Genomic DNA, 23,657 nt, shown 5'->3' with positions numbered 1-23,657 from the left:
GGGCATGCTTCGGGCCCTTGCCCGCGCGCTCGTCTTCCTGGTGGTCCTGGCGGCCGTCATTGGCGGCGGCGTCGCCTGGTTCCTCCATGCCTACCGCGCGCCGGGGCCGCTGACGGCTCCGGCGACGCTCGTCATCGACCGGGGCAGCGGCCTGGCCGCGATCGCGGCGCAGCTTGAGGCCGCGGGAATCGTCGAGAACCGGTGGGTGTTCCTGGCCGGAACCACGCTGGACGGCGGCGACCGCGCCCTGAAAGCCGGGGAATACGCCTTCGCGCCCAGAATCTCGCCGGCCGAAGCGGCCGACCTGCTGGCCCGCGGTAGCAATGTCTCGCACAAGATCACCATCCCGGAAGGCCTGACCTCGGCCGAGATCGTGGCCCTGGTGCAGGCCGAGCCGCTCTTGACCGGCGAGGCTGGGGACATCCCGGCCGAAGGCTCGCTGCTGCCGGAGACCTACCAGTTCATCCGCGGCGACACCCGCACGGCGGTGATCGACCGGATGCGCAAGGCGATGCGGCAGGAGATCGACGCGCTGTGGGTCAGGAAGGTCGGCGGCCTGCCCGTCAAGTCGCCGCAGGACGCCGTCACCCTGGCCTCGATCGTTGAGAAGGAGACGGGCGTGCCGAAGGAGCGGCCGGTGGTCGCCAGCGTGTTCCTGAACCGGCTGCAGGCCGGCATGCCGCTGCAGTCGGACCCGACCGTGATCTATGCCCTGACCGAGGGCAAGAAGCCGCTCGGCCGCCCGCTGACCCGGGCCGACTGGAAGCTCGATTCGCCCTATAACACCTATGTTGTGGCGGGCCTGCCGCCGGGGCCGATCGCCAATCCCGGCCGCGACGCACTTGCCGCAGTGCTCAAGCCGGCGGTTACGGACTATTATTACTTCGTAGCCGACGGCTCTGGCGGGCACGTCTTCGCCAGGACGCTCGAGGAGCACAACCGCAACGTCGCCGAATGGCAGAAGCGACGGCAGGCCGCATCACCCAATCCCGGCGACGCGGCCCCGGACACCGGAGACAAAACGCCGTGAAGGGTAGAGACGACCCCCATCTTCTGCACACGATCCGCGGGGTCCTGGTGCCGATTCACCCGGCCGGCTACCCGTTCATCGGTGTGTTCGCCGTCGCCACCGTGATGCTGTTCATGCTGTGGGAGCCGCTGGGCTGGCTCGGTGTGCTGGCGACCGCCTGGTGCATCTACTTCTTCCGCCACCCGCCGCGGGTGACGCCGAACCGGCCCGACCTGGTGGTGGCGCCGGCCGACGGCGTGGTGCAGATGGTGGTCCAGGCGACGCCGCCGGCGGAGCTCGGCCTCGGCAACCGGCCGCTGACCCGGATCAGCATCTTCCTCAACGTGTTCAACGTGCATGTGAACCGGGTTCCGGCCGACGGCGCGGTGATCGACGTCAAGTACCGGCCCGGCAAGTTCCTGAACGCCAATCTGGAAAAGGCCAGCGAGGAGAATGAGCGCAGCGCCGTCTCGCTGCGCCTGCCGGACGGGCGGATCCTGGTGTTCGTCCAGGTCGCGGGGCTGGTGGCCCGGCGCATCATCTGCGACCTGTCCCCGGGCCAGCCGGTGGTGGCGGGCGAGACCTATGGGCTGATCCGCTTCGGCAGCCGCACCGACATCTACCTGCCGGACGGGGTCGAGCCGCTGGTCTCGGTCGGCCAGACCATGATCGGCGGCGAGACCGTGCTGGCCGACCTGGCGGCCGCCGCCGTCGCCAATCCGGTCGCGATCGCCCGATGATGAAGCCCGAGCACCGCCGGCACAGGCGACCCTTCCGCCGCCGTCCGGTCGTCCGCATCCGCGGCCTGACGATCAACCGGCTGCTGCCGAACATCCTGACGACGCTGGCGCTGTGCGCCGGGCTGACCGCCATCCGCTACGCCGTGCACGAGCGCTGGGAGCAGGCGGTGACGGCGATCCTGGTGGCGGCGGTGCTGGATGGTCTCGACGGCCGCGTCGCCCGGCTGCTGCGCGGGTCGAGCAAGTTCGGGGCGGAGCTGGACAGTCTGGCCGATATCGTCAGCTTCGGCGTCAGCCCGGCGATCATCCTCTATCTCTGGATGATGCAGTATGCCGGCAGCCTCGGCTGGCTGGCGGTGATGGCCTATGCGGTCTGCGCCGCGCTGCGCCTGGCGCGCTTCAACACGGCGCTGGACGACACCACCCTGCCGCCCTTCGCCTACAACTACTTCACCGGCGTGCCGGTGCCCGCGGGCGCCATCCTGATCCTGATGCCGGTGATGATCAGCTTCGAATTCTCGTCCGGATTCTGGGTGGCGCCGCTGCTGGTCGGGATCTGGACCGTCTTCGTGGCGCTGCTGCTGGTCAGCCGGATCCCGACCTTCTCGATGAAGGTGGTGCGGATTCCGCAAGAATACATCGTGCCGGTGCTGGTGGGAATCGGACTGGTGGCGACGCTGCTGGTCACCGCCACCTGGCCGACGCTGGTCGCGCTGGGCCTGATCTATGTCGGCAGCATTCCCTTCAGCATCCAGCGCTACGCCCATCTCAAGCGCCAGGCCGCATTGATGATGGGAGAGCTGGACGAGGAGGCCGTACCGGCTGCCGACCCGGCGCAACAGCCCCCAGATCGGCCGGATCAGCCGAACGCGGCGTAGGCGACCAGCAGCAGGGCGAAGGTGGTCGCCACCCAGCCGACGATGGTCACGATCTCGCGGATCAGGTCAAACGGGCTGTCGGTGTCTTCGTCGTCATGGATCAGGTGCATGGTCGTGCTCTCACTCTGCGTGACGGCACCATGCCTGATCTTTCGTGAACGCACCGTGACGGCAGTCACACCCGCGTGACGCGGCGGATCAGGGCGTCGGCCCAGGCGGTCGGCAGGGCGGCAAGGATCCGCGTGCCGGCATGAACCGGCCAGGGAAAGGCGACCAGCGGCCGGCCACGCGCCAAGCCGCGCCGGATCGCGTCCGCCGCGTCCCCGACCTCCATCAGCATCGGCATCGGGAATCTGGCGCCGTCGGTCATCGGCGTGCGCACGAAGCCGGGGCAGATCACCGAGACCCGCACGCCGCTCGGCCGCAGCTCGACCCGCAGGGCCTCACCATAGATCCGCACCGCCGCCTTCGACGCGGCATAGGGCCCCATTCCGGGAAAGCCGCGGAAGCCCGCCAGCGAGCTCATCAGCGCGATCTGCCCGGCACCCCGCGCTGCCATGCGCGGCCGGATCGGGTCGACGGTGTTGAGCACGCCGTCGAGATTGACCGCCAGGATCCGCCGGCCCTTCGCCGCAGCGTCGGCCCCCTCGGCTCGGCCCGGGGCGACGCCGGCATTGGCGATCACGAGATCGAGCGGCCCGGCCTCGTCGGCCGCCGTTACCGCCGCCGACATCGCCGCTTGATCGGTGACATCGACCGCGGCTGTTTCCACTGTCGCGCCGAGGGCCCGCGTCGCCTCGGCCACCGCCTCCAGCCGGGCCGCGTCGCGCCCGAACAACGCCAGCCGGACGTCCGGCGCGGCATAGGCTTTCGCCAATGCGGTGCCGAGGCCGCTCGAGGCGCCGGTGATCAGGATTGCGGCCGGCGCCGTCATGGGGTTCTCCTATGAGCGAAATGGATATTTCCGATCGGCGGGAAGCGGAGTCAGCCGGGAAAGTGGACTTTTCCGTATGGCGACCCGTCCGGTCGGCGGCTATAAGCCCGCTATGACTCAGGATAAGACCGTCTCGGCCCAGCTTTCCAGCATGACCGGCTTCGCCCGCAAGGACGGCGGCGTTGAGGGCGTGTCCTGGGCGTGGGAGGCTCGCAGCGTCAACGGCAAGTCGCTCGACCTCCGCCTGCGCACCCCGGCCGGCTTCGAGCGGCTGGAGGCGGCGGCGCGGGTCGAGCTGGCCAAGCGCTTCCGCCGCGGCAACGTCACCCTGAACCTGTCGCTCGGCCGCAGCGAGTCGGCGCCGCAGCTGCGCATCAACCGCGAGGTATTGGACCAGCTGATCGCGCTGGTGCGCGAGGTCAATGGCGACACAGCGCCGGTGCAGGTCGACGCGTTGCTCGGCGTCCGCGGCGTGGTCGAGAACGGCGACTCCGCCTCGGCCGAGCTGAACGGCGCCGTCGAGGCCGAGGCCGGGGCGGCGATCGCGCCGCTGCTCGACGAGCTGCTGGCGACCCGACTGGAGGAGGGCGGACGCCTACGCGACGTCCTGGCCGGCCAGATCGACCAGATCACCGGGCTGGTGAACCAGGCCCGGGCTTCCGCTGCCGCCCAGCCGGAGGCGCTCAAGGCGCGGCTCAAGGCCCAGCTCGACCTGCTGCTGGAGGCGCGTCCGCCCTTGGCCGAGGACCGGCTGGCGCAGGAGGTGGCGGTGCTGGTCGGCCGCTGCGACGTGCGCGAGGAGCTCGACCGGCTCGACGCCCATATCGGCCAGGCGCGCGGCCTGCTCGCCGTCGGCAGCGGCGTCGGGCGCCGGCTCGATTTCCTGTGCCAGGAGTTCAACCGGGAGGCCAACACGCTGTGCTCGAAGGCGGCGGATGTGGCGCTGACCCGGATCGGCCTCGACCTCAAGGCCGTGATCGAACAGTTCCGCGAGCAGATCCAGAACATCGAATGACCACGGATATTCCTCGGCGCGGGCTCATGCTCGTCCTGTCCTCGCCCTCGGGGGCGGGGAAGACCTCGATCACCCGGGCCGTGCTGGCGCAGGACCCGAACCTGACGATCTCGGTCTCGGTCACCACCCGAGCCCAGCGGCCGGGCGAGATCGACGGCACGCATTATCATTTCATCGATCAGGCGGCCTATGACGCCATGGTCGCCAATGACGAGCTGCTCGAGCGCGCCAAGGTCTTCGGCAACGGCTACGGCACGCCGCGGGCGCCGGTCGAGGCGGCGCTGGCGGCCGGCCGCGACGTGATCTTCGACATCGACTGGCAAGGCACCCAGCAGCTGGCGCAGAAGGTGCGGACCGACTTGGTCAGCGTGTTCGTGCTGCCGCCGACGGTGGAGGCGCTGGAGCAGCGGCTGCGCGCCCGCGCCCAGGACAGCGACGAGGTGATCGCCGGCCGCATGGCCAAGGCGGCGGACGAGATGAGCCACTGGCCGGAATACGACTACGTGATCGTCAACCGGGATCTCGATGCCAGCATCGCCCAGGCGCAGGCGATCCTGGCGGCGGAACGGCTGCGCCGCAGCCGCCAGACCGGCCTGCCGGACTTCGTCCGCGCGCTGCAGGCCAGGCTTTAGCCTTTCGCCGGCCGCGCCCCCACCGCGCGGGCCAGGCGGACGAAGCCGGCGATGTCGATCTCCTCGGCCCGCGCGGTCGGCGGCAGGTCGGACTCGGCCAGCAGCGCCTCGGCGTCGCCGAGGCTGCGCAGGCTGGCGCGCAGCATCTTGCGGCGCTGGCCGAAGGCGGCGGCGGTGACGGCCTCCATTGTCGCGAAGGGGACCTCCTCGCGATCGGAACGGGGGCGGAAGCGGACCACGGTCGAATCGACCTTGGGCGGCGGCGTGAAGGCGCGGGCCGGCAGGGTCAGCAGCGGATCGACCTCGGCGCACCATTGGGCGATCACCGACAGCCGGCCATAGGCATGGCTGCGCGGCTCGGCGACCATCCGGTCCGCCACCTCCTTCTGGAACATCAGCGTCAGCGACCGGAACTGGTCGATCCGGCGCAGCCAGCCGATCAGCAGCGGCGTCGCCACGTTGTAGGGCAGGTTGGCGATCACCGCGCGCGGCGCCGGCACCAGGGCAAGGATGTCGGTCTTCAGCGCGTCGGCCTCGACGACCCGCAGCCGGTCGCCGGCGACTGCCGCCAGTTCCTCCAGCGCCGGTTGGAAGCGCCGATCGCGCTCGATCACCGTGACGCTGGCGGCGGCGGAGGCCAGCAGCGCCCGGGTCAGCCCGCCCGGGCCCGGCCCGATCTCGACCACATGCACGCCGACCAGGTCGCCGGCCTCGCGGACGATCCGGGCGGTGACGTTGAGGTCGAGCAGGAAGTTCTGGCCGAGCGACTTCTTGGCCGCCAGGCCGTGCCGCGCGATCACGTCGCGCAGCGGCGGCAGGGCGGCGATCGCGTCGCGGAGGGCGTCGCCGGACAGGGTCAGAGACCCCTCAGAGCCGGATGTCGATGTAGGCATTGCCGCGCAGGTCGCGCAGCAGCCGGCGCTGCATCATGTCGATCTTCTGGTCGGCCAGGGCGCCGCGAATCTGATCGCGGTCGACACCGTCGGTCGGGGCGTCCTGGCGGGAGCAGACCATCATGACGGCGACGCCGTTCGGCACGCGCAGCGGCGAGCTGACCTGGCCGTCGGGCAGGGCGCTGACCACCTGGCGCATTGCGTCGGGCAGACGGTTGAGCATGACGTCGCCCAGATCGGTATTGGCGGTCACGCCCAGTTCCTTGGCCTTGGCCTGGAAGGCCTCACAGCCGTTCACGCTGGAGAAGTCGTTGCGCATCTGCGAGACCACCGTCTCCACCCGGTTGCGCGGGGCGGTCGGCGGCACCGGGACGACGATCTGGTTCAGACGGACCTTGACGCCCGTCGCGGTGGCGGCGTTGACCGTGCGCTTGTCGCGCAGCAGCAGGATGTTGTAGCCGCCGAGGGTGCGGATCGGGTCCGACACCTGGCCCTGCTGCATGGTGCCGAGGACCTGGTCGAGCGCGGGTTCGAGCTGTCCGGCCAGCACCCAGCCCATGTCGCCGCCGCCCTGGGCGCCGGCGGCCTGGCTGAACTGGCGCGCCACGGCGGGGAAGGGGGCGCCGCGCCGGATTTCGGAGACCAGCCGGTCGGCCAGGGCCTTGACCTGTCCGTCGCCGGCATCCTGGTCGACCGCCAGGAAGATCGTGGCGACGAGATATTGCGGCTTGCCCTGGTTGGCCTTGAGCCGCTCCACCACCTCGTCGATCTGGGTGTCCGAGACCTCGACCTGGGACAGGAAGCGTCGCTGGATCAACTGGCGCCAGCCAAGTTGGGCCCGCACCTGGTCCTCCAGCGCGGTCTGCGGCACGCCGGTGGATTTCAGCATGGCGAACAGCTGCTGCGTCGACATCTTGTTCTGGCCGGCGATCGTCGCCAGCGCCCGGTCCACATCCGCGTCCGGGACGGCGATGCCGGAGCGCTTGGCCTCCTGGCCCTGGAGCTTCTCGTCGATCAGCAGGCGCAGCACCTGTGGCACCAGCCGCTGCTGGGCGTCCGGCGTCGCCGGCAGGCCGCTGCTCATCAGCGCCAAACGCATGCGCATCTGCAAGTCGGCCACGGTGATCACGTCGTCATTGACCACCGCGGCGATGGTGCCGACGGCGGAGGCCGGGGCGGGGCGGGTCTGAGCCATCGCCGTGGGACCGGCGAGAGAGGTGATGGCCAGAACCAGGGCGACAATCGGGGCCGACAGACGACGGATCATGAGGGCGACACGGCCTCGCAGTTGAAAGGCGCAGATACAGCACGTGACTTTGGCCGACTCAAGGCAAAAGCGGCCGGACCCATAATGGGCTACCCATCCTCGAGATGGAGCAGGGCGGCGACGCCGAACAGGAGGGCGACGCCGGAGGTGGCCCAGGCGGCCATCGGCACCGGCAGGGTCCCGGCCCGGCCGAGCGCCGCGACGATGTCGCCGAGCACGAAGATCGAGAAGCCGGTGACGATGGCGCCGACGATCATCAGCACGGTGTCGACCCGGCGCCCCGGCCGCAGGCTGAAGGCTGCGGCGACCAGGATCATCGCCGCCATCAGCAGCGGCTGCGACAGCAACCCCTGATAGGCGATGCGGTAACGGGTCGAGGAGAAGCCGGTGGATTCGAGGTTGCGGATATAGTCCGGCAGGTCCCAGAACGAGATGGTCTGCTGCGAGGCGAACCGTTCCTGGATCCCGTTGCGGGTCAGGTTGCTCGGGATCGAAGTGGTGTCGACATGCTCCGCCGGCGTTTCGCCCTTCATCACCCAGGCGTCGCTGATCACCCATTTGCCGTCCTGCAGCTGGGCGCTGGCGGCGTCGATCCGGCCGCGATAGCTCTCGTCCGGGTTCAGCAGCAGGAACATCGCGCTCTGCAGCTGGTCGCCGTTGCCCCCGACCTTCTCGGCATGGATGACGACGATCCCGCTCTCGTCCTTCTGGCGCAGCCAGAAGCCGGTCCTGGCCACCTTCATGACGTCACCGGTGCCGCCCAGGAAGTCGAGGTCCAGCCGCTCGAAGCGGCTGTACATCGCTGCCGAGATCGGGTTGACCACGGTGATCTTGAGCACGCCCAGCACCATCGCCACGGCGATCACCGGCGCCAGGAACTGCCAGGCCGACAGGCCGGCGGCGCGGGCCACCACCAGCTCGCGGCTGCGGGTCATGCGCCAGAAGGTCACCATCGCCGCGATCAGCACGGCGAAGTGGAACAGAATCTCGATGTCGCTCGGCAGCTTGAAGGCGGCCAGGGTGAAGGCCAGGCTGACCGGCAGCTCGGGGATGGAGCTGACCTGACGCACGAACTCAACGAATTCGAACACCGCGATCACGCCGCTCAGCACCAGCAGCACGGCCATGAACCAGAACAGGAACTGCCGCACGATATAGGCGTAGAGGGTGGGGGAACGAACCATCGGGTGCGGGCTGGCCTGTGGGTGCCGGTTGGGCGGGTCGGCGGATCTTCTACAACAGACGGCCCGCCGCGGCGACAACCAAGGAGGTCGCAGCTGGGCGGCGGGGCCGTTTTCGACCGGTGACGGCTGTGAAACCCGCTGTTACCTTGCAGGTTCCGCCGCCTTGGCCGCGGCCATCGGAAATCGCCCGGAAGACGACAAGATGCAGATCTCCTTCGCCCCGCCCGCTTCCGTGGAAGCCGGCGCCCTGGTGCTCGGCGTGTTCGCCGACGGAGTCCTTTCGACGGCTGCCGCCGCGGTCGACAAGCGGTCGAAGGGGGCGCTGTCGCGGGCGCTGAAGGCCGCGCCGAAGTTCAAGGGCGGCCGTGACGAGACGCTGGCGCTGTATGGCGTCGCCGGCACCGACCAGATCGTGCTGTTCGGCCTCGGCAAGCCGGAGGAGGTCGACGCGGTCCGGCTGCAGCGGGCGGGCGGCGCGGTCGCCGCGCTGCTGAACCAGGCCCGGATCAATGAGGCGACGGCCCAGTTCGACGGCATCGTGCTTGCCGGCCAGGGCGCGGGGGCCGCGGCCGCCGAATTCGCCTTCGGCGCCCGGCTGCGGGCCTGGCGCTTCGAGCGCTATCACACCAAGGAGAAGGCGGAGGCGAAGCCGACGCTGACGAGCCTGACGGTGCAGACCGGCGAGGCCGCGGCGGCGAGGAAGGCCTTCGCCCGCGCCGATGCCGTCGCCCAGGGCGTGTTCCTGACCCGCGAGCTGGTGTCGGAGCCGGCCAACATCCTCCATCCGGAGAGCTTCGCCGCCAAGGCCAAGGAGCTGGCGGATCTCGGCGTCGAGGTCGAGATCCTGGGCGAGAAGCAGATGCGCAAACTCGGCATGGGCGCGCTGCTCGGCGTCGGCCAGGGCTCGGCGCGCGAGAGCCAGTTGGTGGTGCTGCAGTGGAAGGGTGCCGGCGGCAAGCGCAAGGACGATGCGCCGATTGCCTTCGTCGGCAAGGGCGTGACCTTCGATACCGGCGGCATCTCGCTGAAGCCCGGCCAGGGCATGTGGGACATGAAGTGGGACATGGGCGGCGCCGGCGTGGTCACCGGGCTGTTCAAGGCGCTGGCGCTGCGCAAGGCCAAGGTCAACGCGGTCGGCGTGCTCGGCCTCGTCGAGAACATGCCGTCCGGCGACGCGCAGCGGCCGGGCGACATCGTCACCTCGATGTCCGGCCAGACCATCGAGGTCTGGAACACCGACGCCGAGGGCCGGCTCGTCCTGGCCGACGCGCTCTGGTACACGCAGGACCGGTTCAAGCCGAAGGCGATGATCAACCTGGCCACCCTGACCGGCGCGGTCATCATCGCGCTGGGCAGCGACCATGCCGGACTGTTCGCCAACGACGACGCGCTGGCCGAGAAGCTGACCGCCGCCGGCAAGGCGGTCGAGGAGAAGCTGTGGCGCCTGCCGCTGGGCGACGCCTATGACAAGCAGATCGACAGCGACATCGCCGACATGAAGAACATCACCGGCAGCCGCGATGCCGGCTCGATCATCGGCGGGCAGTTCCTGCAGCGCTTCGTCAACAAGGTGCCCTGGGCCCATCTCGACATCGCCGGCACCACCTGGTCCAGCAAGGACACGCCGACGGTGCCGAAGGGCGCCACCGCCTTTGGCGTGCGGCTGCTGGACCGCTTCGTGACCGACAATTACGAAGGCTGATGGCCGAGATCCGCTTTTATCATCTGACCGCGCGGACGTTCGAGCAGACCCTGCCGGTGCTGCTCGACCGGACGCTGCAGCGCGGCTGGCGGGCCGTGGTCAGTGTCGGCTCGGAGGAGCGGGTGGAGAGCCTGGCCGGCCATCTCTGGACCTACTCCAAGGAAGGGTTCCTGCCGCACGGCACCAAGCGCGACGGCTTCGCCGAGGAACAGCCGGTCTGGATCAGCGACCATGTGGAGAACCCGAACGCCGCCCAGGTGCTGTTCCTGGGCGACGGCGCGGAGTCGGACGGCGACGGCGGCTTTGCCACGGTCTGCGACCTGTTCGACGGCAACGACCCGGAGGCGGTGCAGGCCGCCCGCGGGCGCTGGAAGCGGTTGCGGGACGCCGGCCACACCCTGGTCTACTACCAGCAGGACGAGGCAGGGGCCTGGAGCGAGAAGCAACGGGTGGGCGGGTGACGCCGCGCACGGCGCTGTGGCTCGCAGTCGCTCTCTGTGCCCTGCTGGTCCTGGTGCCCGGGATCGACCTCGTCGTCTCCGGCTGGTTCTATGCCCCGGGTAGCGGCTTCGCCTGGGACGGAGCGCCGCTGGCCGAGGCGATCCACGAGGCGGTGCAGATCCTGGTCCGCACCGCCGCCGTGCTGCTGCTGCTCGCGGCGCTCTGGACCTGGCTGCGGCAGCAGCGGCTGCTCGGCCTCGACGCGCGGCGCTGGACCTTCCTGGCCCTGGCGCTGGCACTTGGGCCGGGGCTGGTGGCCAATGCCGTGCTGAAGGACCATTGGGGGCGGGCCCGGCCGCGCCAGGTCGAGGCCTTCGGCGGCAATGCCGTCTTCACGCCGCCGCTGATCCCGGCCGGCCAATGCGCCCGCAACTGCTCCTTCGTCGCCGGCGACCCGACCGTCGGCTTCGTCGTCCACAGCGTCGCCTATGTCGTGCCGGCCCGGCGGCGGCGCCGGATCTTCTGGGGATCGATGGCGCTGGGCGGCCTCTTGGGTCTGCTGCGCATCGGCATGGGCGGGCATTTCTCCAGCGACGTGGTCTTCGCCGCCGCGGTGATCCTGCTGATCAGCGCCGGGCTGCACGCCCTGCTGTTCGACCGCTGGAGCACGGCCGCCGCCTGGCGAAACTTCACCCGCGGCCTGATCCGCTGGCCCGAGCCGCGTTGAGTTGCAGGCGTAGCCAATCTGTCCGGTAGGTGATGCGCGGCCGCAATTTGCGACCATATAAAGCCAAGGCCGCCGCGGGTCAGCGATCCGGGCGGTTTCCCAGCAAAGGTGACAAGTGATGACGGACGGATCGACTGTCGGACGGTTCGGCAGCGGGCGCGAGGTGCGGCGGATCGAGGATGCTGGGCTGCTGGCCGGCGCCGGCCGCTTCAGCGACGACATCTCCCTGCCGGGACAGACCTATCTCGGCTTCCTGCGCTCGCCGCATCCGCATGCCCGGATCGTATCGATCGATGCCTCAGAGGCGTTGGCGATGCCGGGCGTGGTGGTGGTGCTGACCGGCGCCGACCTGGTGGCGGACGGAGTGCAGCCGTTGCCGCTGGCGCCGATCTTCAAGCGGCCGGACGGATCCCCCGGCGCGTCGCCGCTGCGGCCGGCGCTGGCGCATGAGGTGGTGCGCTTCGTCGGCGAGGCCGTGGTCGCGCTGGTGGCCGAGAATCGCGCGCTGCTCAAGGATGCGCTCGACACCATCGTGGTCGAATACGACGAGTTGCCCGCCGTCACCGGGGTGACGCAGGCCCTGACGCCGGATGCGCCGCAGGTCTGGCCGGCGGCGACCGGCAACATCGCGGCGCAGATGCGGCACGGCGATGCGGCGGCGACCGAGGCGGCTTTCCAGGCCGCCGCCCATATCGTCTCGCTCGACCTCGTCAACCAGCGCCTGGCACCGACGCCGATGGAGCCGCGCAGCTCCCAGGCCGAGTATGATTCGGAGACCGACCGGCTGACCCTGCGCCTGTCCAGCCAGATGCCGTCCGGCGCCCGCGACACGCTGTGCGACGCGGTGCTCGGCATCCCGCGCGAGAAGGTGCGGGTGGTGGTCGACGACGTCGGCGGCGGCTTCGGCATGAAGACCGGCCTCTACCCCGAGGACATCATGGTCGCCTATGCCGCGCGCAAGCTGCAGCGGCCGGTGAAATGGACCGCCGAGCGGATCGAGGAGTTCCTGGCGGCGACCCATGGCCGCGATGTCGAGAGCCATGCTGAGCTGGCGCTGGACGCGACCGGCAAGGTGCTGGGCTACCGGGTGCGTTCGCACGCCAATGTCGGCGCCTACGCCACCACGGCGGGGATCATCATCCAGCTGATGATCGGGCCCTGGGTATCGACCAGCATCTACGACATCCGCACCATCGATCTCGAATTCACCGCCCTTCTGACCCATACGGCACCGACGGCCGCCTATCGCGGGGCCGGGCGGCCGGAGGCGATCTATCTGATCGAGCGGCTGTTCGACGCCGCGGCGCGCCAGCTCGGCCTGGACCCGGTCGAGATCCGGCGCCGCAACCTCATCCACCCCGAGCAAATGCCCTACACCAACGCCATGGGGCAGACCTATGACAGCGGCAGGTTCGGCTCGATCATCGACCAGGCCGTGGACCTCGCCGACTGGGACGGATTCGCCGCGCGCGAGGCCGAGTCCCGGGCGCGCGGCAAGCTGCGCGGCCGTGGCCTGGCCTCGTTCCTGGAATGGACCGGCGGCAATGTGTTCGAGGAGCGGGTGACGGTCCAGGTCTCGGGCGACGGCGATATCGAAATCTATGCCGCGACCATGCCGATGGGGCAGGGGATCGCGACCTCCTACGCCCAACTGGTGGTCGACGTCTTCGGCGTGCCGATCGACAGGATTCGCATCGTCATGGGCGACACCGACCGCGGCCAGGGCTTCGGCAGCGCCGGGTCGCGGTCGCTGTTCACCGCCGGCTCGGCGATCCGTCACGCCTCCGAACGCGCGGTCGACACCGGGCGCGAGCTGGCCGGCGACGCGCTGGAGGCAGCGGCCGCCGACATCGAATATGCCGAGGGCGAGTTCCGGATCGCCGGCACCGACCGCGGCATCGGCCTGTTCGAGCTGGCCGACCGCCAGCCCGACCGCCGCATCTTCATCGACGCGACCAGCACGGTGAAGGGGCCGAGCTGGCCGAATGGCTGCCATATCTGCGAGATCGAGCTGGATCCGGAGACCGGCACGGTCGACATCGTCTCCTACGTCTCGGCCAATGATGTCGGCCGGGTGGTCAATCCGATGATCGTGCGTGGCCAGCTCGACGGCGGCGCGGTCCAGGGCATCGGCCAGGCGCTGGGCGAGCACATGGTCTACGACCGCGAGACCGGGCAGGTCATGACCGCCACGCTGATGGATTACGGCGTGCCGCGCGCCGACGTCATCCGCGGCTTCGTCCATGTGCTCGACGAATCGACGCCGTGCCTGAACAACCCGCTCGGTGTGAAGGGCGTGGGCGAACTCGGCACCATCGGTGCCACGCCGGCCGTGGTGAACGCCGTCGCCGACGCCCTGGCGCGGGCCGGCAATGGCGCGGCCGCCGACCGCCTGCAGATGCCGCTGACCCCGGCGACGGTGTGGGAGGCGCTGCGGTAGCGGAGAGGGCGGGACCACCCCTCACCCGAAATCGCTACGCGATTTCGACCTCTCCCCAAGGAGAGGTGATGGGGCGCGGCTCCGTTTCCCTCCCCTCGGGGAGAGGGAGGGGCCCGCCGCGTTGGCGGCGGGAGGGTGAGGGGGATGGCTCCGCCTCAGCCCGCCAGCGCCTGCGCCGCCTCCAGCTTGCCGTTGGCCTCCAGCCAGGCTTCCTCGGCGGCGTCGAGCTTGCTCTGCACGTCGTGCAGAGCGATCTGCTGCTCGGTCGCTGTCGAGGGATTGTTGTAGAGGGCGGTGTCGGCCAGCTTCGCCTCGATCGCCTTCTTGTCCCGCTCCAGCCCCTGGATCCGCTTCTCGATGTCGCGGATCGCCAGGCGCAGCGGCGCCAGCTGGGCGCGGGCCTCGGCGGCGGCGCGGCGCTGCTCCTTGCGGTCGGCCTGGCTCAGCTTGTCCCCCTGCCGCCCGGCGCGCTCTTGCCGGCGCTGCTCGTTCAGCAGGCGGCGATAGTCGTCCAGGTCGCCTTCGAACGGGCTGACCGCGCCGTCCTTGACCAGCAGCAGCCGGTCGGCGGTCAACTCGATCAGATGCGGGTCGTGGGTGATCAGCACCACGGCCCCATCATATTCGTTCAGCGCCTGCACCAGCGCCTGGCGGCTGTCGACGTCGAGATGGTTGGTCGGTTCGTCGAGCAGCAGCAACTGCGGTGCCTCGCGCGCCATCAGAGCCAGGAGCAGCCGCGCCTTCTCGCCGCCCGACATGTCGCCGATCCGGGTCTCGGAGCGGCGCTGGACGAAGCCGAAGCGGCCGAGATGGGCGCGGATCTTCTCGTCGGTCGAATTCGGCATCACCCGCCGTGCCTGGGCGATGGCGTTCAGCGACAGGTCCAGCTCCTCGGCCTGGTGCTGGGCGAAATAGCCGACCTTGAGCTTGTTGGACTTGCGCAGCTGCCCGGACATCGGCTGCAGGCGGCCGGCGAACAGCTTGACCAGCGTCGACTTGCCGTTGCCGTTGGCGCCCAGCAGCGCGATGCGGTCGTCCATATCGATCCGCATGTCGAGATTCTTCAGGACCGGGCGCTCGTCATAGCCGACGGTCACCTTGTCCAGCACCAGGATCGGCGGCGCCAGCTCCTCCGGTGGCGGGAAGTCGAAGCTGATCGACTGGCCCTCGACCAGGGCCACGATCGGCTCCATCTTCTCCAGCGCCTTGACCCGGCTCTGCGCCTGGCGGGCCTTGGTGGCCTTGGCCTTGAAGCGGTCGATGAAGCTCTGCATGTGGGCGCGCTGGGCGATCTGGCGCTTCTGCAGCGCCGCCAGATGCTCCAGCCGCATGCGGCGCGTCTGCTCGAACTGGTCGTAGCCGCCGGTGTAGGCGGTCAGCTTGCCGTTCTCGAGATGGATCGTCGTGTCGACCACCCGGTTCAGCAGGTCGCGGTCGTGGCTGACCATCAGGATGGTGTGCGGGTAGGTCTTCAGCCAGGTCTCGAGCCACAGCGTGGCCTCGAGGTCGAGATGGTTGGTCGGCTCGTCGAGTAACAGCAGGTCGGGCTGCAGGAACAGCGTCGCCGCCAGGGCCACGCGCATGCGCATGCCGCCCGACAGGTCGCCGACCGGCCGCGCCTGGGCCTCGGTGTCGAAGCCGAGTCCGGCGAGGATGGTGGCGGCGCGGGCCGGGGCGGTGTGGGCGTCGATATCGACGAGGCGGGCGTGGATCTCGCCGATCCGGTCCGGATCCTCGGCGGTCTCCGCCTCGTCCATCAGGGCGGCGCGCTCGGTGTCGGCGGCCAGCACGGTGTCGAGCAGGCTGGCCGATCCTTCCGGTGCATCCTGGGCCACGCTGGCCATCCGCCAGCGCCCGGGATAGCTGATCTGGCCGCCGTCGAGCCCGATCTCCTTGCGGATCGCGCGCAGCAGCGTCGACTTGCCGGTGCCGTTGTGGCCGACGAGGCCCGCCTTGTGCCCGGCCGCGACCGACACCGAAGCGGAGTCGAGCAGCACGCGGCCGGCGATGCGGATGGTGATGTCCTGGATCTGAAGCATGGCGGCGGGGTCATAGCACGACCGGGCCGGATTCGGGCCTGCGGATTCGGCTTCGGTTGCCGGATCGGGGCCGCCCGTCTATAAGGCCGCGCAATTCCGATCGCCAACGCCTGAAAAACCGAGGATCCAATGGCCGAGCGCACCTTCTCCATCATCAAGCCGGATGCCACCCGCCGCAACCTGACCGGCAAGATCAATGCCAAGTTCGAGGAAGCCGGCCTGCGCATCGTCGCGCAGAAGCGGGTTCAGCTGAGCCGCGCCCAGGCCGAGGCCTTCTACGGCGTGCATGCGGCGCGGCCGTTCTTCAATGACCTTTGCAACTTCATGATCTCGGGCCCGGTCGTGGTCCAGGTCCTGGAGGGCGACAACGCCGTGGCCCGCAACCGCGAGATCATGGGCGCCACCAACCCGGCCAATGCCGAGCCGGGCACCATCCGCAAGGAGTTCGCGGAATCGATCGAGGCGAATTCGGTGCACGGCTCCGATTCGGCCGAGAACGCGGCGATCGAGATCGCCTTCTTCTTCGCCGGCACCGAGATCGTCGGCTGATCCGAGGACTTTCGGCCGTCTCCGCTCCGGCGGGGACGGCCGGATGCCGCCTCCGGGCAACAAAAAAGGCCGGTCCCCACGGGGCCGGCCTTCTTTGCGCCGATGGCGAAAATCAGAGCAGGAACAGCGCCATGCCGATCAGCAGGATGGCGACGGCGACAATGCCCCAGGTGCTGAAACGCACGAAGCTGACATACATCTGCTTGCGTGAAGCCAGCAGTTCTTCCGGAACCTGATTCGTGCCTTCGCTGGCCATCGCGCCCATCCTCGTCACGCTTTCGTATGTTTGCGATCGAGGCACCATTTACGGGTGCCCCCCGGCCTTGTCCAGTGAAATAGGGTTTAATTGTCGCAGCGTCGAGTTGGACTTTGTGACAATTATCACAATGGGTTGCGGATCGCGCCTGCGGCGGCGTCCGCACCCGCGATCCGGACCCGTCCGTCCTCGATCCGGACCCGCCCCTCGGCGACCCAGCGCAGGGCCAGCGGATAGCAGCGATGCTCCTCCACCAGGATGCGCGCGGCCAGGCTGGCGGCATCGTCGCCGTCGAGCACTGGCACCGCCGCCTGGACCAGGATCGGACCGTCATCGACCACCGGGCGGACGATGTGCACGGTGCAGCCGGCCAGCCTGACGCCCGCCGCCAGAGCCCGCTCATGCGTGTGCAGCCCCGGGAAGGCCGGCAGCAGCGACGGGTGGATGTTGAGGATGCGGTCGTGCCAGCGTCCGACGAAATCGGCGCTCAGCACCCGCATGAAACCGGCCAGGCAGATCAGCTCGACCCCGGCGGCGCGCAGCGCCTCGTCCATCGCCGCCTCGAAGGCGGCTTTGGAAGGGTAGGCCTTGCGGTCGACCGCGGCGGTGGCCAGACCCTGACCGGCCGCCACGGCCAAGCCGCCGGCGCCGGGGATGTCGGACAGCACCAGCGCGACCTCGGCCGGGAAGTCCGGCACGGCGCAGGCCTCGGCCAGGGCCGCCATGTTGCTGCCTCGGCCGGAGATCAGGACACCGACCTTCAGACGGCCCATGCCGCCTCCGTGCCCGCAATGACCACCGAATGCCCGGCATCGGCGACGACCCGGCCGATGCGGTGAACCGTCTCGCCCAGGCTGGACAGGATGGCCGACACCGAATCCGCCTGCTCTGGCGCCACGACCAGCACCATGCCGATGCCGCAGTTGTAGGTGCGGGCCAACTCGGCCGCGTTGAGGCCGCCCTGCGCCTTCAGCCAACGGAAAACGGGGGGCAGGGGCCAGGCGCCGGCGTCGAGGGCGACACCCAGCCCATCCGGCAGCACCCGCGGGATGTTCTCGGTCAGCCCGCCGCCGGTGATGTGGGCCAGGGCGTGGACGCCGCCGGCGCGGATGGCCGCGAGGCTGCTCTTCACATAGATCCGGGTCGGAGTCAGGAACGCCTCGCCGACCGTGGTGTCGTTGGCGAAGGGCGCCGGCGTGTCCCAGGCCAGGCCGGCATCGGCGACGGTGCGGCGGACCAGGGAATAGCCGTTGGAATGCACGCCGGTCGAGGCAAGGCCCAGTACCACGTCGCCGTCGCGCACGTCGCGGCCGGTCAGGGCTTGGTCGCGCTCGACCGCACCGACGGCGAAGCCGGCCAGGTCGTAGTCGCCGGCGGCGTACATGCCCGGCATCTCCGCCGTCTCGCCACCGATCAGGGCGCAGCCGGCCTGGCGGCAGCCCTCGGCGATGCCGCGCAGCACGCCGCCGCCGACCGAGCGGTCGAGCTTGCCAGACGCGAAGTAGTCGAGGAAGAACAGCGGCTCGGCGCCCTGCACCACCAGGTCGTTGACGCACATGGCGACGAGGTCGATGCCGATCGTGTCGTGCCGGCCGGTCTCGATCGCCACCTTCAGCTTGGTGCCGACGCCGTCGGTGGCCGCGACCAGGATCGGGTCGCGGAAGCCGGCCGCCTTCGGGTCGAACAGCGCGCCGAAGCCGCCCAGCCCTTCCATCATGCCGCGCCGGCGGGTGCTCTCGGCCAGGGGCTTGATGTCGCCGACGAAGGCCTCGCCCTCGGCGATGTTCACGCCGGCCCGGCTGTAGGCGTCAGAGGCTTCCTTGGGGTCGACCGGCGGGCACATGATGACCTCGCAGAGAGGGGTGCTATATAAAGGCGGATTATCCGTGCGGATGGGCGCGGACCATAGCGAAACCGGAAGGCATTGCAATGATGCTTCGCATCGGATCGACCCTGGCCCTGGCGGCCGCGCTTCTCTGCGCCGGGCTGGTGCCGGTGCGGGCCCAGACCCCCGGCGGCGCGCCGATCGCGGGCAGCACCTCCGGCTATTCGGTGGACAATGTCGCGGTCGAGGCCAGCGCCGGGAATGCGACCGAGGCCCGCGCCAAGGCCTTCGCCCAGGGGCCGCGGAAGGGGCTGCAGCAGCTGCTGCAACAGATCGGCGCCGATCCGAACCGCGTCTCCGGCATGTCCGACGCCGATGTCGAGCGGCTGGTGCAGAGCTTCCAGGTGAAGTCGGAGCAGGCCTCTCCTGGGCACTATTCCGCCAATCTGGCCTACACCTTCCGCAGCTCCGGCGTGCAGCAGCTGCTGGCCGGCAGCTCGCAGGACCATATCGCGGCCCTTCCGGGCACGGCGCCGGGGACCGCGCCGCAGCCCGGCGCAACCCCCGGTTTCGAGGCGCGGGGATCGGTCACCGTCACCGTGCCGATCGCGGCGCCGGCCGACTGGTACGATGTGCAGGGCCGGCTGACCCGCCTCGGCGGCGTGGTCTCGTCCTCCCTGGTCAGCCTGACGGCGCGGCAGGCGGTGCTGGAGCTGCGCTTCCCCGGCGACCAGACCCAGCTGAACCAGATCCTGGCGCAGCAGGGCCTGACGGTGCAGCAGGGCGCCCAGGCGCTCGAGCTGCACCGCGCCGGCGGGCAGTAGCCTCCGGCGTGACCACATTCTTGCCATCGAGGTCAGGCCTTTTGCGCCGCATGGTCCGATACCTGCCGAACCTGCTCAGCCTGGCCCGCCTGGTCGTGGCCCCGGTCACCATCTGGCTGATCCTGGACGACCGCCTGGTCACGGCCTTCTGGATGTTCTCGGCGGCGGCAGTGACCGATGCACTCGACGGCATCCTGGCGCGCTGGCTGCAGGCGCGCACGGCGCTGGGCAGCTATCTCGACCCGATCGCCGACAAGTCGCTGCTGGTCGGCACCTATCTGGCCCTGACCTGGACGGCGGAGCTGCCGGTCTGGCTGGTGGTGCTGGTGGTGGCGCGCGACATCGGCCTGGTGCTGGGCGTGGTGGTGCTGCATTTCGCCGGCCGCGGCACCCGCTCGCTGACCCCGTCGATGATCAGCAAGCTGAACACGGTGATGCAGATCGCGCTGGTGGTGCTGGTGATGGCGGCGCCCGGGCTGGATGTCGACGCCAGCGGCGTGATCGCGGTCCTGGTCTGGGTCGTGGCCGGGACCACCACCTTGTCGGCGATCGGCTACCTGCGGGAGACCGTCCGCCGCTTCTTCACACCGGCCGGGGCGCACGCGTGAACGGGTCTTCCCAAATCCGCTTCTGGCTGATCGGCTTCGTCGTCTTCTGCCTCCTGGTGTGGCTGCTGAGCGGCGTGCTGGCGCCCTTCGTCACCGGCATGATCATCGCCTATCTGCTGGATCCGGCCTGCGACCGGCTGCAGCGGCTGGGCATGCCGCGCTGGCTGGCGACCACGGTGCTGTTGCTGCTGTTCGTGATCGTGGCGATCCTGGCGGTACTGATCGTGGTGCCGATCCTGGTGACCCAGGTGACCGGGCTGATCTCGGCCGTGCCCGACTATGTGGCCCGGGCGACGGCACGGCTGCAGCCGCTGATCGCCGATCTGCGCCACCGCGTGTCGGCGGCGAACTTCAACGAGCTGCAGAAGGCGGTCAGCCAATATGCCGGCAATGCCGTGTCCTGGATCGGCACGGTGCTGGGCAGCCTGTGGCAGGGCGGCATGGCGCTGATCGACCTGCTGTCGCTGCTCTTCATCACCCCGGTTGTCGCCTTCTACATGCTGCGCGACTGGGACCACATGATCGAGGTGATCGACCACAACCTGCCCGTGGCGCAGCGCGAGACCATCCGTAGCCTGGGGCGCGAGGTGAACCGGACCATGTCCCGCTTCATCCGCGGCCAGCTCATCGTCTGCCTGCTGCTCGGCCTGTTTTACGCCGTCGCCTTGACCATCCTCGGGCTGAATTTCGGCCTGCTGGTCGGGCTGATGACCGGCATCCTGTCGATCATCCCCTATGTCGGCTCGCTGGTCGGGCTGGTCAGCTCGATGGGCATCGCGTTCGTGCAGTATGACGACTGGACGATGTGGGCCGTGGTGCTGGGCATCTTCCTGCTCGGCCAGTTCCTGGAGGGCAATTTCGTTACGCCGAAGCTGGTCGGCGAATCGGTCGGCCTGCATCCGGTCTGGGTGATCTTCGCGCTGCTCGCCGCCGGCAGCCTGTTCGGCTTCACCGGCGTCATGCTGGCGGTGCCGATGGCCGCCGTGATCGGCGTGCTGACCCGGTTCGCCCTGCACCGCTATCGCCAGAGCGCGCTGTACCGGCAGCCGCCCGCCGACCCGCCGGACATGGATATCCCTACCGTCTCATGAGCAAGACTGCTAGCCGGCATGCCTCACCCCCCTTGTGTCCTGCGCCGGTTCAACATGCCGACAGGGTAGGAGATCGGCGCAGCGCGATGTGGAACATCGCGCAAGCCGTTCGACGCACCATGTCGGCATGTTCAACCGGCCCGAAGGGTCGCCTTGCGGTGGCCGCCTGCGGGCGCGGGCCGCTCGACCGTATGGCCCGATACGCTCTTCGCGGCCCGCGCCCTCATTCGACTCACCGCAAGGCGACGCAGGACGCAAGGGGGGTGAGGCATGCCGGCTGAGGTGGCTCAGTTCGTCTTCGACCTGTCGCTGCCACCCGCCCTGGGGCCGGAGGACTTCATCGTCGCCGACAGCAACCGCGAGGCCGCGGGCTGGATCGCGCGCTGGCCCGACTGGCCGGGGCCGGTGCTGGCCCTGCACGGCGCGCCGGGGGCGGGGAAGAGCCATCTGCTCGGCATCTGGGCGCAGCGCGCCGACGCCAGGATCCTGGCCGGCGGTGCGCTGGCCGCGGCCGATCCAGCCGAGCTCGCCGCCGCCGGGATGGTGGCGCTGGACGATGCCGACCGGGTGGCAGGCGATGCGGCGGCGGAGCGGGCGCTGTTCCACCTGCACAACCTGCTGAAGGAGGCCGGCGGCTTTCTGCTGCTGGCGGCGCGCGAGCCGCCAGCGCGCTGGCCGGTGGCGTTGCCGGACCTCGCCTCGCGGCTGAAGGCGGCGCCGGCCGTCGGCCTGGGCGAGCCCGACGACGTGCTGCTGGCGCAGGTGCTGGCCAAGCTGTTCTCCGACCGCCAGCTCGCGGTCGGGCCGGAGATCGTGCAGGCGATGCTGGCTCGTATGGAGCGCAGCTTCGCCGAGGCGCGGCGGCTGGTGGCCGAGATCGACGCCGCCAGCCTGGCCCAGGGCCGCTCGATCACCCTGCCGCTGGTGCGCTCGATCCTGGCGGAGCAGGGCTAGGCGACGCTGTCGATATACCGGAAGGCGATCGGCGACAGGCGGGCGCCGGGGAAGCGGTGCAGCCCGGTGCGGCCGATCAGCCAGACATGGAAGGCCGGCCCCAGCAGCCCGCGGATGGCGGGGGCGAGCACGTCGAGGCCGCCGGTATAGGCACCGAAGGCCGGCAGCACCAGCCGGTGCTCGTCGGCGACGAAGCAGCGCCCGGTCACCCGCCCGGCGCGGCCGCTGATCGCCGCCTTGGGATGGTAGTGGCCGGAGATCTCGCCGGCGGCTCCAGGCGCGGCGGCGTGGCGGCAGACCAGGCCGTCGACCCGCAGCTCCTCGGCCCGGTCGCCGGGCAGGGACCGCGGCAGGTCCGGGTCGTGATTGCCCAGCACCCAGATCCAGTCCCGGCCCCGCGCCAGCCGCGTCAGCGTCGCCAGGTCATCGGCGGCGAGGCGGTCCGCCCCTGCCGAATCGTGGAAGCTGTCGCCCAGTGCCACCACGACCGCCGGGTCCAGCCGGTCGATCGCGGCGCCGAGCCGGGCCAGAGTCACGGTGCTGTCATAGGGCGGCAGCAGGCGGCGCGAGTGCTGGGCCAGCGCCGTCGCCTTCTCCAGATGCAGGTCGGCGACCAGCAGCCAGCGCCGCTCCGCCCACCACAGCACGCCCGACGGGTCGGGCCGGAAGGCGTGGTCGCGGAGCGGGATCGTACGCGTCGGCATCTCCCGGATGTAGCGCCGAACGGGGCCGTGGGGCAACGATCTTGTTCGATTTCTGTTCTCAATTCCGAGGTCGGAAGAAATCTGCGTAGGGACCTCCGACCGGCAGCGTTCAAGGGCCGTGATCCGGGAAATGCCGGATGCCAAGCGCAGGAGACTGACTTCATGTCGATCATCAGAGGGGTCGCGATCGTCCTGGCCGCGACCGTCCTGGGCGGCGACGCGGGCCAGGCACAGGAGCCGGGCCGGTTCGCGAATCGCATGTTCGATCGTCTCGACGCCGATCACGACGGCGTCCTGACCCGGTCCGAGGTCCAGGCGGCACGCAGCCGCATGTTCGATCGTCTCGACGCCGACCGCGACGGCGCCCTGACCGCCGCCGAGGCCGAAGCGGCCCGGAACCAGGCCCGGGCGCGCGCCGTGCGACGATCCGAACGCTTCGCCGGAACCCAGGGGGAGCGGCTGGCCGCCCTCGACCGGAATCGCGACGGCCGGGTCTCGCGCGACGAATTCGTCGCCGGGACCGGCTGGTTCGATCGCATGGACACCACCGGCCGCGGCGTCACCAAGGCGCAGTTCGCGGCCCTGATCAACCAGGCCCGCTGATTGCGGGCGGAAGGAGGGGATGATGATCAAGCTCGGCATGACGGCGGTCGCGATGGCGGCGGGGCTTCTCCTGGCTTCGGGGCCAGTGAGCGCCGATGACTGGTCGCGGAGCCGGACCGGTCCGAATGGCGGGACCCGGACGATCACCGGACAATGCGGCGCCCATTCCTGCAGCCGCACCATTGACGTCACCGGTCCCGGCGGCAGGTCCTGGTCCCGCTCCAGCGGAGTGGTGCAGGGGCCTTTCCGAAGCTACGGTTACCGCACCGTCACCGGACCCGCGGGGCGCGGCACTGCCGTGGGCCGCGTCTGGCGCCGGTTCTGACGATATCGGAATGGCGG

The 23,657-nt window shown here is 70.0% G+C and carries 26 protein-coding genes; 16 read left to right on the top strand and 10 right to left on the bottom strand.

All coding sequences use genetic code 11. From position 1 onward, the window contains the following. Nucleotides 1-4 precede the first annotated feature (4 nt). The 3 genes from mltG to pssA are packed head-to-tail and all read left to right on the top strand — an operon-like array spanning nucleotide 5 to nucleotide 2,627. Entirely contained in the window at nucleotides 5-1,030 is a 1,026-nt protein-coding gene (gene mltG, locus QFZ27_RS26525; protein ID WP_429229462.1) for an endolytic transglycosylase MltG, read from the top strand. Then, a complete protein-coding gene (locus tag QFZ27_RS26520; RefSeq protein WP_429229461.1) occupies nucleotides 1,027-1,749 on the top strand; it encodes a phosphatidylserine decarboxylase in 723 nt (240 codons plus the stop codon). The genes mltG and QFZ27_RS26520 overlap by 4 nt, the downstream gene beginning before the upstream one ends. Then, on the top strand, nucleotides 1,746-2,627 hold the full coding sequence (pssA, locus tag QFZ27_RS26515) for a CDP-diacylglycerol--serine O-phosphatidyltransferase (RefSeq protein ID WP_429229460.1): 882 nt from the start codon (nucleotides 1,746-1,748) through the stop codon (nucleotides 2,625-2,627). The genes QFZ27_RS26520 and pssA overlap by 4 nt, the downstream gene beginning before the upstream one ends. Here the strand turns inward: pssA and QFZ27_RS26510 are convergent. Then, a complete protein-coding gene (locus QFZ27_RS26510; RefSeq protein ID WP_275542378.1) occupies nucleotides 2,609-2,737 on the bottom strand; it encodes a hypothetical protein in 129 nt (42 codons plus the stop codon). The two genes, pssA and QFZ27_RS26510, sit on opposite strands and share 19 nt — an antisense overlap. Nucleotides 2,738-2,802: 65 nt before the next feature. Next, the gene (locus QFZ27_RS26505) at nucleotides 2,803-3,561 is read right to left on the bottom strand and encodes an SDR family NAD(P)-dependent oxidoreductase (RefSeq protein ID WP_429229459.1); all 759 of its coding nucleotides are present in this window, start codon (nucleotides 3,559-3,561) and stop codon (nucleotides 2,803-2,805) included. A gap of 112 nt (nucleotides 3,562-3,673) precedes the next feature. Here QFZ27_RS26505 and QFZ27_RS26500 point away from each other — a divergent pair, with 112 nt between their 5' ends. Beyond that, a complete protein-coding gene (locus QFZ27_RS26500) occupies nucleotides 3,674-4,576 on the top strand; it encodes a YicC/YloC family endoribonuclease (protein ID WP_429229458.1) in 903 nt (300 codons plus the stop codon). Next, on the top strand, nucleotides 4,573-5,208 hold the full coding sequence (gmk, locus tag QFZ27_RS26495; RefSeq protein WP_429229457.1) for a guanylate kinase: 636 nt from the start codon (nucleotides 4,573-4,575) through the stop codon (nucleotides 5,206-5,208). The genes QFZ27_RS26500 and gmk overlap by 4 nt, the downstream gene beginning before the upstream one ends. On the opposite strand, the gene rsmA is transcribed toward gmk, so the two are convergent. The 3 genes from rsmA to lptG form a co-directional block, all read right to left on the bottom strand. Then, nucleotides 5,205-6,101 carry a 16S rRNA (adenine(1518)-N(6)/adenine(1519)-N(6))-dimethyltransferase RsmA gene (gene rsmA / locus QFZ27_RS26490; RefSeq protein ID WP_429229456.1) on the bottom strand — a complete coding sequence of 299 codons (897 nt, stop codon included), beginning with the start codon at nucleotides 6,099-6,101 and terminating at the stop codon, nucleotides 5,205-5,207. The two genes, gmk and rsmA, sit on opposite strands and share 4 nt — an antisense overlap. Continuing rightward, nucleotides 6,076-7,368 (bottom strand): peptidylprolyl isomerase, encoded by a 1,293-nt coding sequence (locus QFZ27_RS26485; RefSeq protein ID WP_429229455.1) that lies wholly within the window; start codon nucleotides 7,366-7,368, stop codon nucleotides 6,076-6,078. Before QFZ27_RS26485 ends, rsmA begins: the two co-directional genes overlap by 26 nt. A gap of 89 nt (nucleotides 7,369-7,457) precedes the next feature. Beyond that, nucleotides 7,458-8,552, bottom strand: a complete 1,095-nt coding sequence (gene lptG, locus QFZ27_RS26480) for an LPS export ABC transporter permease LptG (RefSeq protein ID WP_429229454.1) — start codon at nucleotides 8,550-8,552, stop codon at nucleotides 7,458-7,460. A 202-nt stretch (nucleotides 8,553-8,754) separates the two neighbouring features. Here lptG and QFZ27_RS26475 point away from each other — a divergent pair, with 202 nt between their 5' ends. From QFZ27_RS26475 to QFZ27_RS26460, 4 genes are all read left to right on the top strand, one after another. Next, the gene (locus QFZ27_RS26475) at nucleotides 8,755-10,254 is read left to right on the top strand and encodes a leucyl aminopeptidase (protein ID WP_429229453.1); all 1,500 of its coding nucleotides are present in this window, start codon (nucleotides 8,755-8,757) and stop codon (nucleotides 10,252-10,254) included. Next, a complete protein-coding gene (locus QFZ27_RS26470; protein WP_429229452.1) occupies nucleotides 10,254-10,715 on the top strand; it encodes a DNA polymerase III subunit chi in 462 nt (153 codons plus the stop codon). The genes QFZ27_RS26475 and QFZ27_RS26470 overlap by 1 nt, the downstream gene beginning before the upstream one ends. Then, nucleotides 10,712-11,422 (top strand): phosphatase PAP2 family protein, encoded by a 711-nt coding sequence (locus tag QFZ27_RS26465; RefSeq protein WP_429229451.1) that lies wholly within the window; start codon nucleotides 10,712-10,714, stop codon nucleotides 11,420-11,422. Before QFZ27_RS26470 ends, QFZ27_RS26465 begins: the two co-directional genes overlap by 4 nt. A 118-nt stretch (nucleotides 11,423-11,540) precedes the next feature. Then, entirely contained in the window at nucleotides 11,541-13,862 is a 2,322-nt protein-coding gene (locus QFZ27_RS26460; protein ID WP_429229450.1) for a xanthine dehydrogenase family protein molybdopterin-binding subunit, read from the top strand. A 155-nt stretch (nucleotides 13,863-14,017) separates the two neighbouring features. On the opposite strand, the gene QFZ27_RS26455 is transcribed toward QFZ27_RS26460, so the two are convergent. After that, on the bottom strand, nucleotides 14,018-15,901 hold the full coding sequence (locus QFZ27_RS26455) for an ABC-F family ATP-binding cassette domain-containing protein (RefSeq protein WP_429229449.1): 1,884 nt from the start codon (nucleotides 15,899-15,901) through the stop codon (nucleotides 14,018-14,020). Between the two features lie 129 nt (nucleotides 15,902-16,030). On the opposite strand from QFZ27_RS26455, the gene ndk reads away from it, so the two are divergent. Beyond that, complete coding sequence (ndk, locus tag QFZ27_RS26450; protein ID WP_395675343.1) at nucleotides 16,031-16,450, top strand: nucleoside-diphosphate kinase; 420 nt, start codon at nucleotides 16,031-16,033, stop codon at nucleotides 16,448-16,450. Between the two features lie 112 nt (nucleotides 16,451-16,562). On the opposite strand, the gene QFZ27_RS26445 is transcribed toward ndk, so the two are convergent. The 3 genes from QFZ27_RS26445 to purM all read right to left on the bottom strand — a co-directional run bounded on the left by QFZ27_RS26445 (nucleotide 16,563) and on the right by purM (nucleotide 18,549). Next, entirely contained in the window at nucleotides 16,563-16,706 is a 144-nt protein-coding gene (locus QFZ27_RS26445; protein ID WP_429229448.1) for an aa3-type cytochrome c oxidase subunit IV, read from the bottom strand. A gap of 125 nt (nucleotides 16,707-16,831) precedes the next feature. After that, nucleotides 16,832-17,479, bottom strand: coding sequence for a phosphoribosylglycinamide formyltransferase (gene purN, locus QFZ27_RS26440; RefSeq protein ID WP_429229447.1), 648 nt, complete (start codon nucleotides 17,477-17,479; stop codon nucleotides 16,832-16,834). After that, a complete protein-coding gene (gene purM, locus QFZ27_RS26435) occupies nucleotides 17,467-18,549 on the bottom strand; it encodes a phosphoribosylformylglycinamidine cyclo-ligase (protein ID WP_429229446.1) in 1,083 nt (360 codons plus the stop codon). Before purM ends, purN begins: the two co-directional genes overlap by 13 nt. A gap of 86 nt (nucleotides 18,550-18,635) precedes the next feature. On the opposite strand from purM, the gene QFZ27_RS26430 reads away from it, so the two are divergent. The 4 genes from QFZ27_RS26430 to QFZ27_RS26415 all read left to right on the top strand — a co-directional run bounded on the left by QFZ27_RS26430 (nucleotide 18,636) and on the right by QFZ27_RS26415 (nucleotide 22,008). Next, nucleotides 18,636-19,355 carry a hypothetical protein gene (locus QFZ27_RS26430; protein WP_429229445.1) on the top strand — a complete coding sequence of 240 codons (720 nt, stop codon included), beginning with the start codon at nucleotides 18,636-18,638 and terminating at the stop codon, nucleotides 19,353-19,355. Between the two features lie 50 nt (nucleotides 19,356-19,405). After that, nucleotides 19,406-19,963 (top strand): CDP-alcohol phosphatidyltransferase family protein, encoded by a 558-nt coding sequence (locus QFZ27_RS26425; RefSeq protein WP_429229444.1) that lies wholly within the window; start codon nucleotides 19,406-19,408, stop codon nucleotides 19,961-19,963. Continuing rightward, nucleotides 19,960-21,054 carry an AI-2E family transporter gene (locus QFZ27_RS26420; protein ID WP_429229443.1) on the top strand — a complete coding sequence of 365 codons (1,095 nt, stop codon included), beginning with the start codon at nucleotides 19,960-19,962 and terminating at the stop codon, nucleotides 21,052-21,054. The genes QFZ27_RS26425 and QFZ27_RS26420 overlap by 4 nt, the downstream gene beginning before the upstream one ends. A gap of 270 nt (nucleotides 21,055-21,324) precedes the next feature. After that, on the top strand, nucleotides 21,325-22,008 hold the full coding sequence (locus QFZ27_RS26415; RefSeq protein WP_429229442.1) for an HdaA/DnaA family protein: 684 nt from the start codon (nucleotides 21,325-21,327) through the stop codon (nucleotides 22,006-22,008). On the opposite strand, the gene pdeM is transcribed toward QFZ27_RS26415, so the two are convergent. Beyond that, entirely contained in the window at nucleotides 22,005-22,712 is a 708-nt protein-coding gene (pdeM, locus tag QFZ27_RS26410) for a ligase-associated DNA damage response endonuclease PdeM (protein ID WP_429229441.1), read from the bottom strand. The genes QFZ27_RS26415 and pdeM overlap by 4 nt on opposite strands. 162 nt (nucleotides 22,713-22,874) lie before the next feature. Here pdeM and QFZ27_RS26405 point away from each other — a divergent pair, with 162 nt between their 5' ends. Continuing rightward, nucleotides 22,875-23,315, top strand: coding sequence for an EF-hand domain-containing protein (locus tag QFZ27_RS26405; RefSeq protein WP_429229440.1), 441 nt, complete (start codon nucleotides 22,875-22,877; stop codon nucleotides 23,313-23,315). A 19-nt stretch (nucleotides 23,316-23,334) separates the two neighbouring features. Further along, nucleotides 23,335-23,640: a hypothetical protein gene (locus tag QFZ27_RS26400; protein ID WP_429229439.1), complete on the top strand. Its 306-nt coding sequence runs from the start codon at nucleotides 23,335-23,337 to the stop codon at nucleotides 23,638-23,640. Nucleotides 23,641-23,657: the final 17 nt, after the last annotated feature.

Source organism: Inquilinus ginsengisoli, from assembly GCF_050434925.1.
GTDB classification, from domain to species: Bacteria; Pseudomonadota; Alphaproteobacteria; order DSM-16000; family Inquilinaceae; genus Inquilinus; species Inquilinus ginsengisoli_B.
The sequence above is the reverse complement of the archived record's forward strand: the minus strand, read 5'-3'. Positions and strand labels throughout refer to the sequence as shown.